The organism is Cryobacterium sp. TMT1-2-2, from assembly GCF_004403505.1.
Taxonomy (GTDB): domain Bacteria; phylum Actinomycetota; class Actinomycetes; order Actinomycetales; family Microbacteriaceae; genus Cryobacterium; species Cryobacterium flavum.
Map to the genome: position 1 here is coordinate 178,912 of NZ_SOGS01000025.1, position 14,414 is coordinate 193,325.

14 protein-coding genes are annotated in these 14,414 nt (G+C 66.9%); 10 read left to right on the forward strand and 4 right to left on the reverse strand.

Annotated elements, in window-relative coordinates; genetic code table 11:
• Positions 1-17: 17 nt before the first annotated feature.
• On the reverse strand, positions 18-272 hold the full coding sequence (locus E3T35_RS15935) for a mycoredoxin (protein WP_134343604.1): 255 nt from the start codon (positions 270-272) through the stop codon (positions 18-20).
• A 57-nt stretch (positions 273-329) separates the two neighbouring features.
• Between E3T35_RS15935 and E3T35_RS15940 the strand changes: the two genes are divergently transcribed.
• The 3 genes from E3T35_RS15940 to E3T35_RS15950 are packed head-to-tail and all read left to right on the forward strand — an operon-like array spanning position 330 to position 2,330.
• Positions 330-803 carry an 8-oxo-dGTP diphosphatase gene (locus tag E3T35_RS15940; protein ID WP_134343605.1) on the forward strand — a complete coding sequence of 158 codons (474 nt, stop codon included), beginning with the start codon at positions 330-332 and terminating at the stop codon, positions 801-803.
• Positions 796-2,001 carry an inorganic phosphate transporter gene (locus tag E3T35_RS15945; protein WP_233197330.1) on the forward strand — a complete coding sequence of 402 codons (1,206 nt, stop codon included), beginning with the start codon at positions 796-798 and terminating at the stop codon, positions 1,999-2,001. Before E3T35_RS15940 ends, E3T35_RS15945 begins: the two co-directional genes overlap by 8 nt.
• The gene (locus tag E3T35_RS15950; RefSeq protein WP_092340960.1) at positions 1,998-2,330 is read left to right on the forward strand and encodes a peptidase; all 333 of its coding nucleotides are present in this window, start codon (positions 1,998-2,000) and stop codon (positions 2,328-2,330) included. The genes E3T35_RS15945 and E3T35_RS15950 overlap by 4 nt, the downstream gene beginning before the upstream one ends.
• 83 nt (positions 2,331-2,413) lie before the next feature.
• Here E3T35_RS15950 and E3T35_RS15955 read toward each other — a convergent pair whose 3' ends face one another.
• Entirely contained in the window at positions 2,414-3,691 is a 1,278-nt protein-coding gene (locus E3T35_RS15955; protein WP_092340962.1) for a uracil-xanthine permease family protein, read from the reverse strand.
• Positions 3,692-3,816: 125 nt separating this feature from the next.
• Between E3T35_RS15955 and E3T35_RS15960 the strand changes: the two genes are divergently transcribed.
• The 4 genes from E3T35_RS15960 to E3T35_RS15975 all read left to right on the forward strand — a co-directional run bounded on the left by E3T35_RS15960 (position 3,817) and on the right by E3T35_RS15975 (position 8,659).
• Positions 3,817-5,376 carry a carboxylesterase/lipase family protein gene (locus tag E3T35_RS15960; RefSeq protein ID WP_134380028.1) on the forward strand — a complete coding sequence of 520 codons (1,560 nt, stop codon included), beginning with the start codon at positions 3,817-3,819 and terminating at the stop codon, positions 5,374-5,376.
• Between the two features lie 124 nt (positions 5,377-5,500).
• The gene (locus E3T35_RS15965; RefSeq protein WP_370449348.1) at positions 5,501-6,928 is read left to right on the forward strand and encodes an NCS2 family permease; all 1,428 of its coding nucleotides are present in this window, start codon (positions 5,501-5,503) and stop codon (positions 6,926-6,928) included.
• Between the two features lie 53 nt (positions 6,929-6,981).
• Complete coding sequence (locus E3T35_RS15970) at positions 6,982-7,305, forward strand: hypothetical protein (RefSeq protein WP_134380032.1); 324 nt, start codon at positions 6,982-6,984, stop codon at positions 7,303-7,305.
• 100 nt (positions 7,306-7,405) lie between these two features.
• Entirely contained in the window at positions 7,406-8,659 is a 1,254-nt protein-coding gene (locus E3T35_RS15975) for an MFS transporter (protein ID WP_134380034.1), read from the forward strand.
• Here E3T35_RS15975 and E3T35_RS15980 read toward each other — a convergent pair.
• Complete coding sequence (locus E3T35_RS15980; protein ID WP_166789992.1) at positions 8,656-9,531, reverse strand: fumarylacetoacetate hydrolase family protein; 876 nt, start codon at positions 9,529-9,531, stop codon at positions 8,656-8,658. The two genes, E3T35_RS15975 and E3T35_RS15980, sit on opposite strands and share 4 nt — an antisense overlap.
• Positions 9,532-9,549: 18 nt before the next feature.
• A complete protein-coding gene (locus E3T35_RS15985) occupies positions 9,550-11,118 on the reverse strand; it encodes a DNA-3-methyladenine glycosylase 2 (RefSeq protein WP_134380036.1) in 1,569 nt (522 codons plus the stop codon).
• A gap of 75 nt (positions 11,119-11,193) precedes the next feature.
• Here E3T35_RS15985 and E3T35_RS15990 point away from each other — a divergent pair, with 75 nt between their 5' ends.
• From E3T35_RS15990 to E3T35_RS16000, 3 genes are all read left to right on the forward strand, one after another.
• Positions 11,194-12,579, forward strand: coding sequence for an FAD-binding oxidoreductase (locus tag E3T35_RS15990; protein ID WP_134380038.1), 1,386 nt, complete (start codon positions 11,194-11,196; stop codon positions 12,577-12,579).
• Positions 12,580-12,610: 31 nt separating this feature from the next.
• Positions 12,611-13,858, forward strand: a complete 1,248-nt coding sequence (locus E3T35_RS15995) for a PrsW family intramembrane metalloprotease (RefSeq protein ID WP_134380040.1) — start codon at positions 12,611-12,613, stop codon at positions 13,856-13,858.
• A gap of 183 nt (positions 13,859-14,041) precedes the next feature.
• Positions 14,042-14,413, forward strand: coding sequence for an FKBP-type peptidyl-prolyl cis-trans isomerase (locus E3T35_RS16000; RefSeq protein ID WP_104197031.1), 372 nt, complete (start codon positions 14,042-14,044; stop codon positions 14,411-14,413).
• Position 14,414 lies beyond the last annotated feature (1 nt).

The following is a 14,414-nucleotide window of genomic DNA, read 5'->3' on the forward strand; positions in this document are numbered from 1 at the left end:
TGGGCCCGGCGGGCTGCTCAGGCGAGTTTGGCCTGCACCTGGGCCAGCGAGGGATTGGTCGCGGCCGATCCGTCGGGGTACAGAATGGTCGGCACGGTCTGGTTGCCGTTGTTCAGGCTCATCACAAGTTCGGGTGTGCCGTCAACCTGCTCGATATTCACCTCGGTGTAGCCGATACCGGCGGTGTCGAGCTGTTTCTTCAATCGTTTGCAGTAGCCGCACCAATCGGTGGTGAACATGGTGATGGTTCCGGTAGCGGGTACAAAGTTCATTCTGCAAGCTTATCCGAGCCGCATCCGAATGCACCGCGTGCGCGTTAAGATGAAGCAATGACTTTGCCCCAGGTATGCGTGTGCTACCTCACTCGACTATCTCCCGAAGGCAACCGGCAGGTACTGCTGGGCCGCAAGAAGAAAGGCCTCGGCGTAGGCAACATCGTCGGCCTCGGCGGCAAGCTCGAAATCGGCGAAAGTGCAGTGGATGCTGCCGTGCGCGAAATCGAAGAGGAATCCGGGCTGGTGGTGGCGGCATCCGCTTTGACGGAACTGGGGTATCTCACCTACCTGTTTCCGCACCGCCAGGAGTGGAGCCAGGAATCGACCGTGTTCGTCTGCGACGACTGGTCCGGAACGCCGCGGGAATCGAACGAGCTGAACCCCGTCTGGTTCGAGGTGGCGAGCCTGCCGGTCGATGAGATGTGGGACGACGCCCGGCATTGGCTGCCCGGGGTGCTCGACGGAGTGCCGGTGCGCGCCACGTTCACCTTCGGAGCCGACTTGGAAAGCGTGGTGTCTCGTGCCTGAATTCAGCCTCATCATCGTGCTGGTCATTGCGCTGGCACTCATCTTCGACTTCACCAACGGTTTTCACGACACGGCCAATGCCATGGCCACCCCGATCGCGACCGGCGCGATGAAGCCCAAGGTCGCCGTTGGCGTCGCCGCCATTCTCAACCTGGTCGGTGCTTTTCTCTCGACCGAGGTTGCCCGCACAGTGTCTGGCGGCATTATCAAGGAGGGGGACGGCGGGGTACTGATCACCCCCGAACTCATCTTCGCGGGCCTGATCGGCGCGATCGTGTGGAACCTGGTCACCTGGCTGATGGGCCTGCCGTCCAGCTCGAGCCACGCCCTGTTCGGTGGGCTGATCGGCGCCACGATCATCGGCGTCGGTACCCAGGCCGTTGACTACAACGTCGTGGCCGCCAAGGTGATCCTGCCCGCGCTGATCGCGCCGCTGATCGCGGGAGGCGTGGCGCTCGTCGCCACCCGCCTGGCCTACACGATCACCCGGCGCGACGTCGGCAAGCCAGACGGCCGCGGCGGGTTCCGTTACGCGCAGATCTTCTCCTCCTCGCTCGTCGCGCTGGCCCACGGCACCAACGATGCCCAGAAGACCATGGGAGTGATCACCCTCACCCTCATCGCCGGCGGGTTTCAGGCAGTCGGCAGCGGGCCCACCTTCTGGGTCATCGCCGCCTGCGCCCTCGCCATTGCCGTCGGCACCTACACCGGCGGCTGGCGCATCATCCGCACCATGGGCACCGGCCTGACCGAGATCAAGCCGGCCCAGGGTTTCGCCGCCGAAACCAGCACCGCGGCCACGATCCTCGCCTCCAGCCATCTCGGATTCGCCCTCTCCACCACCCAGGTTGCCTCCGGCTCGGTGATCGGCTCCGGCCTGGGCCGCCGCGGGTCGACCATCCGCTGGGGGATGGCCGGCCGCATCGCTCTCGGCTGGGTCATGACCCTGCCGGCTTCGGCCATCATGGGCGCATTCGCCGCCGGACTCGCCCTGCTCGGGCCGATCGGCATCGTGCTCGACATGGTGATCGGAACGATCGTCATCATGGCCCTGTTCCGCTGGTCGCGTCGCAACCGGGTCTCGCACCACACCCTGCTCAACGACATCGATGATGCCGGACGGGTGGTCAACATCAAGAAGACGCCGCGCCGGCCCACGCGGCGTGGCCGCGGCGACCGCAAGAAGGTATCGCTGTGATCGACTGGAGCGCCTTTCTCATCGTCTCGGCCGCGTCACTGTTCTCGGCCGCTCTGCTCGTGAGCCTCTACTCGCTGGGCCTGCGCCTGCTTACCACGGCCGGTCGCATCCCGCTGGTGGAGCCGCACGAATTCACCGGCGCGATCACCGTGCTGAGCCCGAAGAAGGCCGCGAAACAGGTCAAACGAGCGCGCAAGGCCGCCGCGGCCAACCCGCTCGCGCCCGGGCTGAAACGCTTGGCGCTTTACGCCGGCTATGCCTGTTTCGTGCTGTGCGGCATCGCCGTGCTCTACGGCGTCTACCTGATCGTGCCCGCCCTGCACCGATAGCCTGCCTCCACGGACGGGGCCCGGGCCCAGTTTATAAACTGGGCCCACGGACGGGGCCTGGGCCCCGTCCGTGTGAGGGTGGGTCAGGCGGTTTGGCGCAGGCGGCCGAGCCGGGTCATCAGGTGGTAGATCGTGATGGCCGCCACGGTGCCGAGGGCGATGCCGTTGAAGCTCAGGGTGCCCGCGTTCAGGGTGAAGTCGGCGATGCCTATGATCAGCGCGGTCGCGGCCGTGAACTGGTTAACCGGCTTGGAGAAGTCGACCTTGTTGTCAAGCCAGATCTTGACGCCGATGACACCGATCAGCCCGTAGAGCGCAGTGGTGACACCGCCGAGCACCCCGTCGGGGATGGTGAAGATGATCGCCCCGACCTTGGGGGAGAGGCCGAGCAGAATCGCGACGATGCCGGCCACCCAGTAGGCCGCCGTGGAGTAGATGCGGGTGGCCGCCATGACGCCGATGTTCTCGCCGTAGGTCGTAGTTCCGCTGCCGCCGCCGAAACCGGCCAGCATGGTGGCGAGGCCGTCGGCGAGCAGGGCCCGTCCGGTGAGCCGGTTCACCTTCGCATCCGTCATCTGGGCGACGCCCTTGATGTGGCCAACGTTCTCGGCGATCAGCACGAGGACGACGGGGATAAAAGCGGGCAGCACCCCGAAGACTGCGGCCGGGTTCTCAAACGGGTTGGCCGGGGCGGTGAACGGCGGCAGCCCGATCCAGGCGGCGTCGGCGACGCGGCTGAAGTCGACCTCGCCGAAGAAGACGGCCGCGACGTAGCCAACGACCACGCCGAGAAAGATCGACAGTCGACCGAGGATGCCGCGAAACAGCACCGTGCACAGAATCACCGCGACAAGGGTGATCAGAGCGGTGAGCGGTGCCTTGTCGAAGTTGGCCTTAGCCACCGGGGCGAGGTTGAATCCGATTAGCGCGACGATGGCGCCCGACACGATCGGCGGCATGAGCCGGTCGATCCACCCGGTGCCGGTGAGCTGAACGATCACGCCGACCAGGGCTAGGAGTACCCCGACGGCCATGATGCCGAACAGGGCGCTGCCCATGCCGGCCGAGGCGGTTGCCGCGGTGATCGGTGCGATGAACGCGAACGACGAGCCGAGGTAGCTGGGCAGTTTGTTGCCGGTGATCAGCAAAAACAGGAGGGTTCCTATACCGGAGAACAGCAGTGTGGTGCTCGGCGGAAAGTCGGTGAGCAGCGGCACCAGAAAGGTCGCACCGAACATGGCCACGACGTGCTGCGAGCCGATGCCGATGGTCAGCGGCCAGCTCAGGCGTTCGCCCGGACCTACGACCTCCTGTGCCCCGACTGTTTTTCCGTCGCCGTGCAGGGTCCAGGGCAGTGCCATTGCGGTTCTCGTTTCTTTATGCTGCGTGATCAGTCCTGTTGCCTGATCACAGTCGAGCGTAGTCGCAGCCGACAACCGGTCCTCACGGCACGGTCCTCACAGCACGGCGGAATAGACTCGGGCGCATGAGCCAACTCGCTGATCCCACCACCGAGACGGGGCTGGAGGTGCGAGTGGCCAACGGACTGCTCCGTGGGGTGCGCGAGCGCGGTGTGCTGGCCTGGCGCGGTATCCCCTATGCGGCGGCTCCGGTGGGTGAGCGACGATTTCGTGCGCCGCAGCCGGCTCCGGCCTGGCACGGCGTGCGCGACGCGAGCGAGTGGGGCCCGATCGCCCCGCAGAGTCACAAGGGCCAGTTTCGCGGCGCTCACCCGCGCATTCCGCAGGGCGAAGACTGCCTCAACCTCAACGTGATCGCGCCAGACGAGCGGATGCGCCCCAGCGCGCAGCTCCAGGACGCACTGCGGCCGGTGATGGTGTTCATCCACGGCGGCGCTTACAGCGTCGGCTCCAGCCGTGAGGTTCCGCGGCAGGGGGAGGGCCTGGTGCGACGGGGCGGCATCGTTTACGTCAGCATCAACTACCGGCTCGGGGCCCTCGGGTACCTGGACTTCTCCCGGTATGCCACGACGGAGCATCCGTTTGAGAGCAACCTGGGATTACGAGACCAGGTCGCCGCCCTGCAATGGGTGCACGAGAACATTCACGCCTTCGGCGGCGACCCGGATGCCGTCACCCTGTTCGGCGAGTCGGCCGGCGGCAACGCGGTCACCACGCTGATGACCGTGCCGGGCGCGGCCGGACTGTTCCACCGGGCGATCGCGCAGAGTGCGCCGCCGAACGCGGTCTACCCGAGCGATCTCACCGCGCGCTGGGCCGGCGAATTCCTCGACAGCCTGACCGACGGCCCGTACAGCGACGCGGATGCCGCCCGACTGCTCCTCGCGGCCGACCCCGCGCAACTGGCCGCAGCGACGACAGCGCTGACCGTGCGCACTCCCGACCAAGACCCGGGCACGATCCCGCTCTGCCCCGTCATTGACGGCCATTTTCTGCCCGAGCGACCGCTCGATGCCTTTCGGGACGGCCGGGCCGCGCGCATCCCGCTGATCATCGGCACCAACGCGCGGGAGGGATCACTGTTCAGCGGCCGGATCGACATTCTGGCGACGACCCCGGCGCGGATCCGCGCGATATTCAAGAAAACCAAGAAGAAGGCGAAAAAGGCCCTCAAGGCGCAGTACCCGGGTATTCCCGCGTTGCGGGCGGCGCTCGATTTCGGCGGCGACTATTCGTTCTGGTATCCGAGCGTGAAGGTCGCAGAACGACACTCGCGCTATGCGCCGGTGTACTTCTACCGGTTCGACGCCGCGCCGCGGCTGCTGCGTCTGATGGGCCTCGACGCGACCCACGGCCTCGAACTGTTTCCGTTGTTCGACCGGCTCGACGGCTGGTTCGGCCGCGGCATGACGGCGCTCGGCGGGCGCCGCACTTTTCTGGACATTGCCACGAGGATGCAGGGCTGGTGGCTGGGTTTCGTCGCCGGCGGGGTGCCATCGGCGGCCTGGCCGCGCTACGACGAAAGCACCCGGGAAACGCTCATCATCGACCAAACAGACCACGTCGAATCCGATCCGCACAAGGAACGACGACTGGCCTGGGGACGGTTCGTGCCGCACGTTTGAGCTGACCCGGCTGGCCCGGTCGTAGACTGGAACCTTGCGTTAAAGGCCACGGCACTGGGAGCACACCATTTCGAGCACTGAAACACCCACCACTGCGGCCTCGCCGCAACCGGCAGCACGTGGCCTGAAGGCCCGGGTCGACTCCTACTTCGAGATCACCAGCCGCGGCTCCACCTGGTCGCGGGAATTTCGCGGCGGCGTCGTGACCTTCGTCACGATGGCCTACATCGTCATTTTGAACCCGCTGATTCTCGGCGGTTTCAGCGCCGACCAGGCCGCCGTCGACGTGGAAGGCGGCTGGTTGCCCAACGAGCAGGTTGCCGCCGTCACCGCCCTGACCGCCGGCGTCATGACCATTCTGTTCGGCCTCATCGCCCGACTGCCCTACGGTTTCGCTGCCGGGCTCGGCATCAACTCGTTCCTCGCTGTGAGCGTCGTTGGCCAGGTCACCTGGGCCGAAGCGATGGGCTTGGTCGTCATCAACGGCCTCATCATCGTGCTGCTGGCCTCGACCGGCCTGCGTGAACTCATCTTCAATGCCATCCCTCGTCCGCTGAAGATCGCCATCACGGTCGGCATCGGCCTGTTCATCGCGTTCATCGGACTGGTCGACTCCGGCTTCGTGCGGGCCAGCGGCGCGAACTCACCGCCCGTTCAGCTCGGCGACGCCGGCTCGATCGCTACCCTGCCGACCGCGGTCTTCGTGATTGGGCTCATCATCATCGGCGTGCTCCTGGCCCGCAAGGTCAAGGCAGCGCTGTTGAGCGGCATCGTGGCGACCACCGCCATCGCCGTGATCCTCGAGGCCATCTTCAAGGTCGGCCCCTCGCTCGGTACGAACCCGGCCGGCTGGAACCTGAACGCCCCCGTGCTGCCGACGAGCGTCGTGGCGCTGCCCGACCTCGGCCTGATCGGCCAGGTGTCCTTCGGCGCGTTCGAACGCATCGGCATGCTCGCCGCAGTGATGCTCGTCTTCACCCTCGTGTTCACGAACTTCTTCGACGCCATGGGCACGATGACAGGCCTGGCCAGTGAGGCCGGCCTCGCCGACCAGGACGGCAAGTTTCCCCGGCTGAAGTCCGCCCTGATCGTGGAGGGCATCGGCGCCGTCGCCGGCGGCGCCACGAGCGCCTCCTCGAACACCGTCTTCATCGAATCCGGTGCCGGAATCGGCGAGGGTGCTCGCACCGGCGCGGCCAACGTGATCACCGGCATCCTCTTTTTGGCCGCCATGTTCTTCACGCCGTTGACCCAGATCGTGCCGCTCGAAGTGGCTGCCGCCGCTCTCGTCATCGTCGGGGCGCTCATGGTCTCGCAGATTCGTCACCTGGACTTCACCGAGTTCTCCAGCACGCTGCCGATCTTTCTGACCATCATCGTGATGCCGCTGACCTACTCGATCGCCAACGGCATCGGGGCCGGGTTCATCAGCTGGGTGCTCGTGCGCAGCCTTTCCGGCAAGGGCCGCGAGATCAGCCCGCTGCTCTGGGTCGTCGCGGTCGGTTTCGTGCTGTTCTTCGTGCGCGGCCCGGTGGAAGCGCTGATCGGCTGAACCGAGGCACCTGCTAGCACCCGGTAACCGATCCGATTCGTAAGCCGGGAATCATGCACGCAGCAAACGACGACGTTTACCGCCCGAGCGATCGCGACCTGCTCAAGGGCGCGATCAGGCAGCTTGCTGCCCAAACCGGCATTGCGGTGATCTTCGCCGGGCTGGTCAACCATGGCGAACTCGTCATCACCGAGTTCGTCGGCACCACGACGCAGGGGCTGAAGAATCTCAACGTGCAGCCGGGTGAGGGCGTCGGCGGGCGGGCCCTGCACCAGTCCCGGCCGTTCGGCGTCGCTGACTATTTCGACTCGCACCGCATCACCCACCACCATGACCAGGCCGTGCGAATCGCCCGCGCCTTCCGGCTTCTGCCCTGACCACCTCCCCCCGGGAGGTGGTGGCCGCCGGCACCCGCTGCCACGCTGACATTCGTCACGACAACAGCGTTGTGACTCACGATGTCAAGGGAGATATCGCATGCTCGAAAGCACCGCAATCCGGCAGGCTCGGCCGACGCCGCGCCGCACCTCGATGGCCAGGGTGGCCGTCGCCAGTTCCATGGGCAGCATCATCGAGTTCTACGACTTTCTCATCTACGGCACGGCCGCCGCACTGGTGTTTCCGCAGGTGTTTTTCCCGGAGCTCGGCACCGGGGCCGGCACGCTCGCCTCGTTCGGAACGTTCGCCGTTGCGTTCGTATCGCGCCCGCTCGGCGCCATTCTGTTCGGGCATTTCGCAGACCGGCTCGGGCGCAAGAAGACCCTGGTCAGTACCCTTCTCATTATGGGTTTCGCGACCGTCACGATCGGTTTGCTGCCGAGCGCCAGTGTGATCGGGCTCGCCGCCCCGATCATTCTCGTGCTGCTGCGGTTTCTGCAGGGCTTCGCAGTCGGCGGCGAGTGGGCCGGAGCGGCATTATTAGCCGCCGAGTACGCACCGCCGAAGCGTCGCGGGCTGTACGCCGCATTTCCGCAACTCGGCCCGTCCATCGGATTCGCCCTGGCCAGCATGACCTTTCTGATCATCAACCTCACCCTCGGTGACGCCTCCGACGCGTTTCTCAGCTACGGCTGGCGTATCCCGTTCATTCTGAGCGCGGTACTCGTGATCATCGGCCTCTACATCCGGCTCAAGATCGAAGAGACGCCCGTGTTCAAGGCCGCAACGGATGCCAGGCGTGCCGCGCCCGTTGCCCGCAAACTTCCGGTTTGGGAAGTCGTGCGCAAGCAGCCCCGCCAGATTCTGCTCGGGGGAGCGTCGACCATGATGCTGTTCGCCTTCTTCTACACCGGCACCGCATTCCTCTCCAGCTACGGCACCAACCCCGAGGGCCTCGCCCACAGCCGGCCGACCATCCTGACCCTCGGCATCATCGGAGCCCTCGTCTTCGCCGTCGGCACCATCGCGAGCGCTATCCTCTCTGACCGGATCGGTCGCCGGGCGGTCATCGTCGCGTCCTGCAGCGTGGCGGTGCCGTGGTCGCTCGTGCTGTTTTCCATCCTTGATATCGGAACGGCCTGGTCCTTCGGCCTCGGACTCTCCGGCACGCTGCTCATCATCGCCGGGATCTACGGCCCGGTCGGCGCGTTCCTGCCCGAACTGTTCGCCACCCGTTACCGCTACACCGGCGCCGGGATGGCCTACAACCTCGGTGCCCTGGTCGGCGGAGGCATCACCCCGCTGGTTGCAGCGTCGATCATCGCCACGTCGGGTAGATATCGGCGCTGTTAGATTTCGCGGCAGTGCGTCGTGAGCATGCCGATCTTGTCGATCGAGATGGTCACCGTGGACCCGTCGCGCAGAAAGATCGGGGGTTTGCGGCTGTATCCGGCGCCGCCCGGGCTACCGGTGGAGATCAGGGTTCCCGGCATGAGGGTTGACGTTTTGGACAGGTAGGAGATGATCTCCGCGACGGTGCGCACCATGTCGCCGCTCGAGGCGTCCTGAAGGATGCGGCCGTCGACGTGCGTGGTCAGCCAGAGGTTCTGCGGGTCACCGATCTCATCGGCGGTGACGACGAGCGGTCCGGTCGGCGTGAAGCCGTCGAAGGATTTGCACCGTGACCACTGCGCTTCGGAGAATTGCAGGTCGCGCGCGGTGATGTCGTTGACGACGGTGTAGCCGAAGACGTAGTCGAGGGCGTTGGCGACCGTCACGTTGCGGGCCGGGCGACCGATGATCACACCGAGTTCAGCCTCGTAGTCGACCTGTGTGGTGAGGTCGCGCGGCCAGGTGATGGTTGAGCCGTGCCCGGTGAGCGAGTTGGGCCAGAGCGAGAACACGGTAGCGGCGGTTTCGAGGCGCAGGCTCAGCTCGGAGGAGTGTGCGGCGTAGTTGGCGCCGATGGCGATGATCTGCGGCGGGCGCAGCACCGCGGAGGAATGCCGCAGTTCGTCGACCTGAGTCAGCACGGCACCGTTGGAGACGGCGTCGAGGCTGATCGCGCGCACCCGCTCGTAGCCGGCGTCGCCGCGTTCGAGCAGGTCTTGCAGGTCGCGGGGGGCGTCGTCCATGACGTCGTCGAGAAACAGTGCCGCATCGTCGAAGATCACGGCCAATCGGGGAACGGAGGAGCCGTCAACTCTCAAATGCGCAAATTTCACTCCTTTAGGCTAACCGGCTCAGCCTGCGGGTTGCCCTGTGAGGTGCTCCAACCCTCGGTCGGTCTGCTTGGAGGTAACGGCCCCCTGCGGTAAAGCGGGTGCACCGGCAGCGCGCCACAGGTGCATTCCGGCGTAACTCCGCCAGGGCGCCCAGTCAGCCCCGCGCGTGGCCAGAGCCCGGGGCTGAACCGGCAGACCGAGTCGGCCGGCACCCTGCCGCAGTGCCAAGTCGCTGGTCAGCAGGATGTCCGGACTGCCGAGCACGCGCATGGCCACGTACCCGGCCGTCCACGGTCCGATTCCCCGCAGCGCGACCAGACGTGCTTCGAGTTCGGTGCGGGTCTGCCCGGCTGACAGTTGTAATTCGCCCGAAGCCAGCGCCTCCGCGACCCGCAGGATCGTCTCGATGCGAGCGCCCGGCCCGCGCAGCACGCCGCGGCCGCCGGCGGCGATCTGCGCCGCGGTGGGAAAGAGCAGCCGAGACTCGGCCCCGGGCAGGCGTTCGCCAAGCGTGTCAGCCAGCCTGGTCAACGCGGTGCGGGCCGCGGCGACCGAAATCTGCTGCCCGATCAGCGCCCGGAACAGTGTCTCCTCGGCGTCCATACTGCCCGGTACACGGATGCCAGGGGCCCGGACGACCGACACGGCCAGCGCCGGGTCCGCGGCCAGATGGTGATCGATGGCCTGTGCGTCGGCATCGAGGTCGAACAGTCGACGCACCCGGCTCACCAGCGGTGCCAGGTCGGCGAGCTCGGTCAGACGGATGCTGCAGGCCAGCGCGGAGGCGGCATCCGTTCCCGACAGGGTCACGTCGATGGTGGCCGTGCCGTTCGGTAGCCGCACGGCGCGGGCGTAGCTCGTTGCGGTGGCCGTTTCGACGCCCGGGAGGGCGCGGGTTGCGAGAAAGCGCAGCAGCCCGGTGCCGTCGAACGGCGTTCGGGCCGGCAACTGCAGGGTGATCCTGGTTTCGGCGGGATCGACGCCGGGGACCGAGTGCGTCAGTAGTGGGCGCCGGGTCGCTCGCACCTCGGTGGGGGTGCGTTCGTAGATGGCCGTGACGGTGTCGTTGAACTGGCGCACACTGCCAAAGCCGGCGGCGAACGCCACATCCGTAATCTTCAGGTCGGTGCCCAGCAACAACAGGCGTGCGGTCTGCGCACGATGCGCGCGGGCGAGGGCGAGCGGACCGGCACCGAGCTCGGCGACCAATACCCGAGTCAGATGCCGGGGAGTGTAGCCGAGGCTGGCGGCGAGCCCCGGCACGCCGTCGCGTTCGAGCACGCCGTCAGAAATCAGTCGCATCGCGCGGGCGGCGAGGTCGTCCCGCAGATTCCAGGTCGGTGAGCCGGGCACGGCGTCGGGCAGGCACCGTTTGCAGGCTCGCAGCCCGGCCTCATGGGCGGCCGCCGCGGTGAGGTAGAAGGACACATTGCCCGGTTTGGGCGTTGCGGCCGGGCAGCTCGGCCGGCAGTAGATGCCGGTCGTGTGCACGCCGGTGATGAACTGGCCGTCGAAACGAGTGTCGCGCGAGCACATTATGCGGTACCGCTCGGCGAAGACCTGATCGGCTGAAGCGGAGGACGTCATACCTCGAGCCTGTCACGATCGGGCGCGGGGTGGTAGCGGAAATCGGACATGGGTGCTCGTCGATAGGCTGGGGGAATGAACGCACTGCTGCGCCTCCAGTCCGAGCTTGGCGACATCGTCAGCACTGCACCACTCGACCTCGCGGCCAGCCGCACCGACAAATCCGGCTGGATCGCCGACGGTACCCCCCTCGCCCTGGTGCGTGCCACCACGGTCGCCCACGTGCAGGCCGTGCTGCGCATCGCCACCGAATGCCGGGTGCCGGTGGTCACCCGCGGCGCTGGAACGGGACTGTCCGGCGGAGCCTGCGGCACCGACGGTGCCATCGTGCTGAGCGTGGCCGGGCTCACCCGCATCCTCGAAATCAACGCCGACGACGAACTCGCCGTCGTGGAGGCCGGAGTGATCAACCAGCACCTCAACGACGAGCTCGCGAAGCAGGACCTGTGGTTTGCCCCCGATCCGGCCAGCAAAGCCATCTCCACCGTCGGCGGCAACATCGCCACGAACGCCGGCGGCTTGCTCTGCGCCAAGTACGGCGTCACGCGGGAGGCGGTGCTCGGTCTGACCGTCGTACTCGCCGACGGCAGCCTGCTGCACACCGGGCACCGCACGGTCAAGGGCGTCACCGGTTACGATCTCACCGCGCTGCTCACCGGCTCCGAGGGCACCCTCGGCGTCATCGTCGAGGCGACCGTGCGGGTGCGCGCGCTCACGGCGGGCGCCGTTGCCACGATCGGTGCGGTTTTCGACACGGTCACGGCGGCGGCCGCAGCCAGCGCGGCGATCACGGCCGCACGCATCCGCCCCGCCGTGATGGAACTGGTCGATCCGGTCGCGCTCGGTCTAGTCGCCGCCTACCTGGGGCCTGAGGGCTCGGCCGGTCTGCCGCTCGGTCGCGGCGCATTCCTGCTGGTGCAGACCGACGGTCCGGCGGCGCTCGCCGAAGCCGAACAGGCCGTTGCCGTGCTGCGGGCGGCAGGAGGCGAAGCCAGCCTGTCAACGGATGCTGCCTCCGGCGACCGCCTGCTGGCCATCCGCCGCGCCATGCACCCAGCCCTGGAGCAGTTCGGCCGGGTGCTGATCGAGGACGTGTCCGTACCGCGCTCGCGCATGGCCGAGATGTTCGCCGCGATCGCCGAGATCAGCGCCCGCACCGGCATCCCCATCCCCACCGTCGCCCACGCCGGTGACGGCAACCTGCACCCGAACTTCGTCATTCCCCGTGGCGGGGAAGCGGATGCGGCGGTGCCCGACGAGATCTGGGCCGCCGCCGACGAGATGTTCCAGGCCGCACTCGCCCTCGGCGGCACGCTCACCGGCGAACACGGCGTCGGCGTGCTGAAACGTCGCTGGCTGCGCGATGAGATCGGCGACACGAGCCTCGAGCTGCAACGCCAGCTCAAAGCGGTCTTTGACCCGCTCGGTCTTCTGAACCCCGGCACCATGTTTGCCGCCTGAGCTGGGCCGCCCGGGCAGGTATTCTCGAACAATGAGCCTCGACCAGCCACCGGGCCAGCAGCCAGCCCCGCAGCAGCCATCCCAGCAGCAGCCCGTGCAGGAGAGTCCGGCCCCAGTGCAGCCGGTTTGGAGCCAGCCGGTACGCCCGTCTCGCGCCGGCCCGATCGTACTGGCCGTGATCGGCATCGTGCTCGCCGGGCTGGCCCTGCTCGCCGTGTTCTTGTACCTCACCACGTTCCTCGGTGCCGGCGCCCTGCTGGTCGGGCTGATCCTGGCGCTTCTGCCGCTCACTGTCGTGCTGCTCGCGGTGCGCTGGATCGACCGCTGGGATCCGGAGCCGCGGCCGGCCCTCATCTTCGCACTGCTGTGGGGTGCCGGCATCTCCATCGTCACGGCACTGCTCTTCGACCTTGGCGTTCAGATCACGATCGCGGCCAGCTCGGGGGCACTGACCGGGAGTGATTTCGCATCCGCTGTCATTCAGGCCCCGATCGTGGAGGAAGTCGCCAAGGGATTCGGCATTCTCGTGCTGTTCTGGGCGGTTCGGAGGCACTTCGACGGCCCGGTCGACGGCGTCGTCTACGCCGCGACGATTGCGGCCGGCTTTGCGTTCTCCGAGAACATTCAATACTTCGGCCTGGCCATGACCGAGGGCAACGCGCAGGGCCTCGGCATCACGTTCTTGCTGCGCGGGGTCTTCTCGCCGTTCGCGCACGTCACGTTCACGATCTGTACCGGGCTCGCGCTCGGGCTGGCCGCACGGCGCAGCGCGAGCAAGGGCGGCGCGGTCGGCTATATTCTGCTCGGCCTCACCCCCGCGATCCTGCTGCACGCACTGTGGAACGGTTCCACTTTTGTGCTGAGCGGTGATGCCTCCGTGCTCATCTACTACGCGGTCATACAGGTGCCGCTGTTCATCGTCGCCATTCTTGTCGTGGTGTTTCTCCGCCGGCAGGAAGCCCGCATCACCCTGCGGCGGCTGCACGAATATTCGCAGGCCGGCTGGTTCACCGCCGCGGAGGTTTCGATGCTCGGCACGGGCGCCGGCCGACGTCAAGCGCTCGCCTGGGGCCGACGGCAGCAACGACCCAAGAAGATCGCCATGCGCCTGTTCATAGCGGATGCGACCCGCCTCGCCTTCGTGCGTGACCGCCTGGTGCGTGGCCAGAGCACGCCGGCGCTGCACGCCCACGAGGCTCGCCTGCTCGGACGGTTGATGAATCATCGGGCCGATGTGCTGGGGCAGGTGCGGCCGGGTACGGCACCAGCGGTATCGTAGGCGCGGAACCAACAGAAACTCGCCGCTTCGGTGGTGTGGCGGTGCCGACGACTCTCCCGATGCGACGAGTTGGTGTACACCAAGAGTGCACCCGCGAGCGGTCCGGCGCAAGCATTATTTTTTTCGACCTGCCAGGTGGGTCGCCGGTGTGCATTTCTCCGCCCGATCCGGTTGGATGGGGGTATGACTGATTTGAATTCCAAGCCCGAAATTGACTTCCCGGAGGGCGCTGCGCCCGAACAACTCGAGATCACCGATGTCGTCGTCGGTGACGGTGCCGAGGCTACCGCCGGCGCTACCGTCGATGTGCACTACCTCGGCGTCGAGTTTGCGTCCGGCGACGAGTTCGACTCGTCCTGGAACCGCGGCCAGTCGATCAACTTTCCGCTGCGCTCACTCATCGCCGGCTGGCAGGAAGGTATTCCCGGCATGAAGGTCGGCGGCCGTCGCAAGCTCGTTGTACCCCCGCACCTCGCCTACGGACCGGCCGGTTCCGGACACCGACTGTCCGGCCAGACCCTGATCTTCGTGATCGACCTGCTCGGCGTGAGCTGAG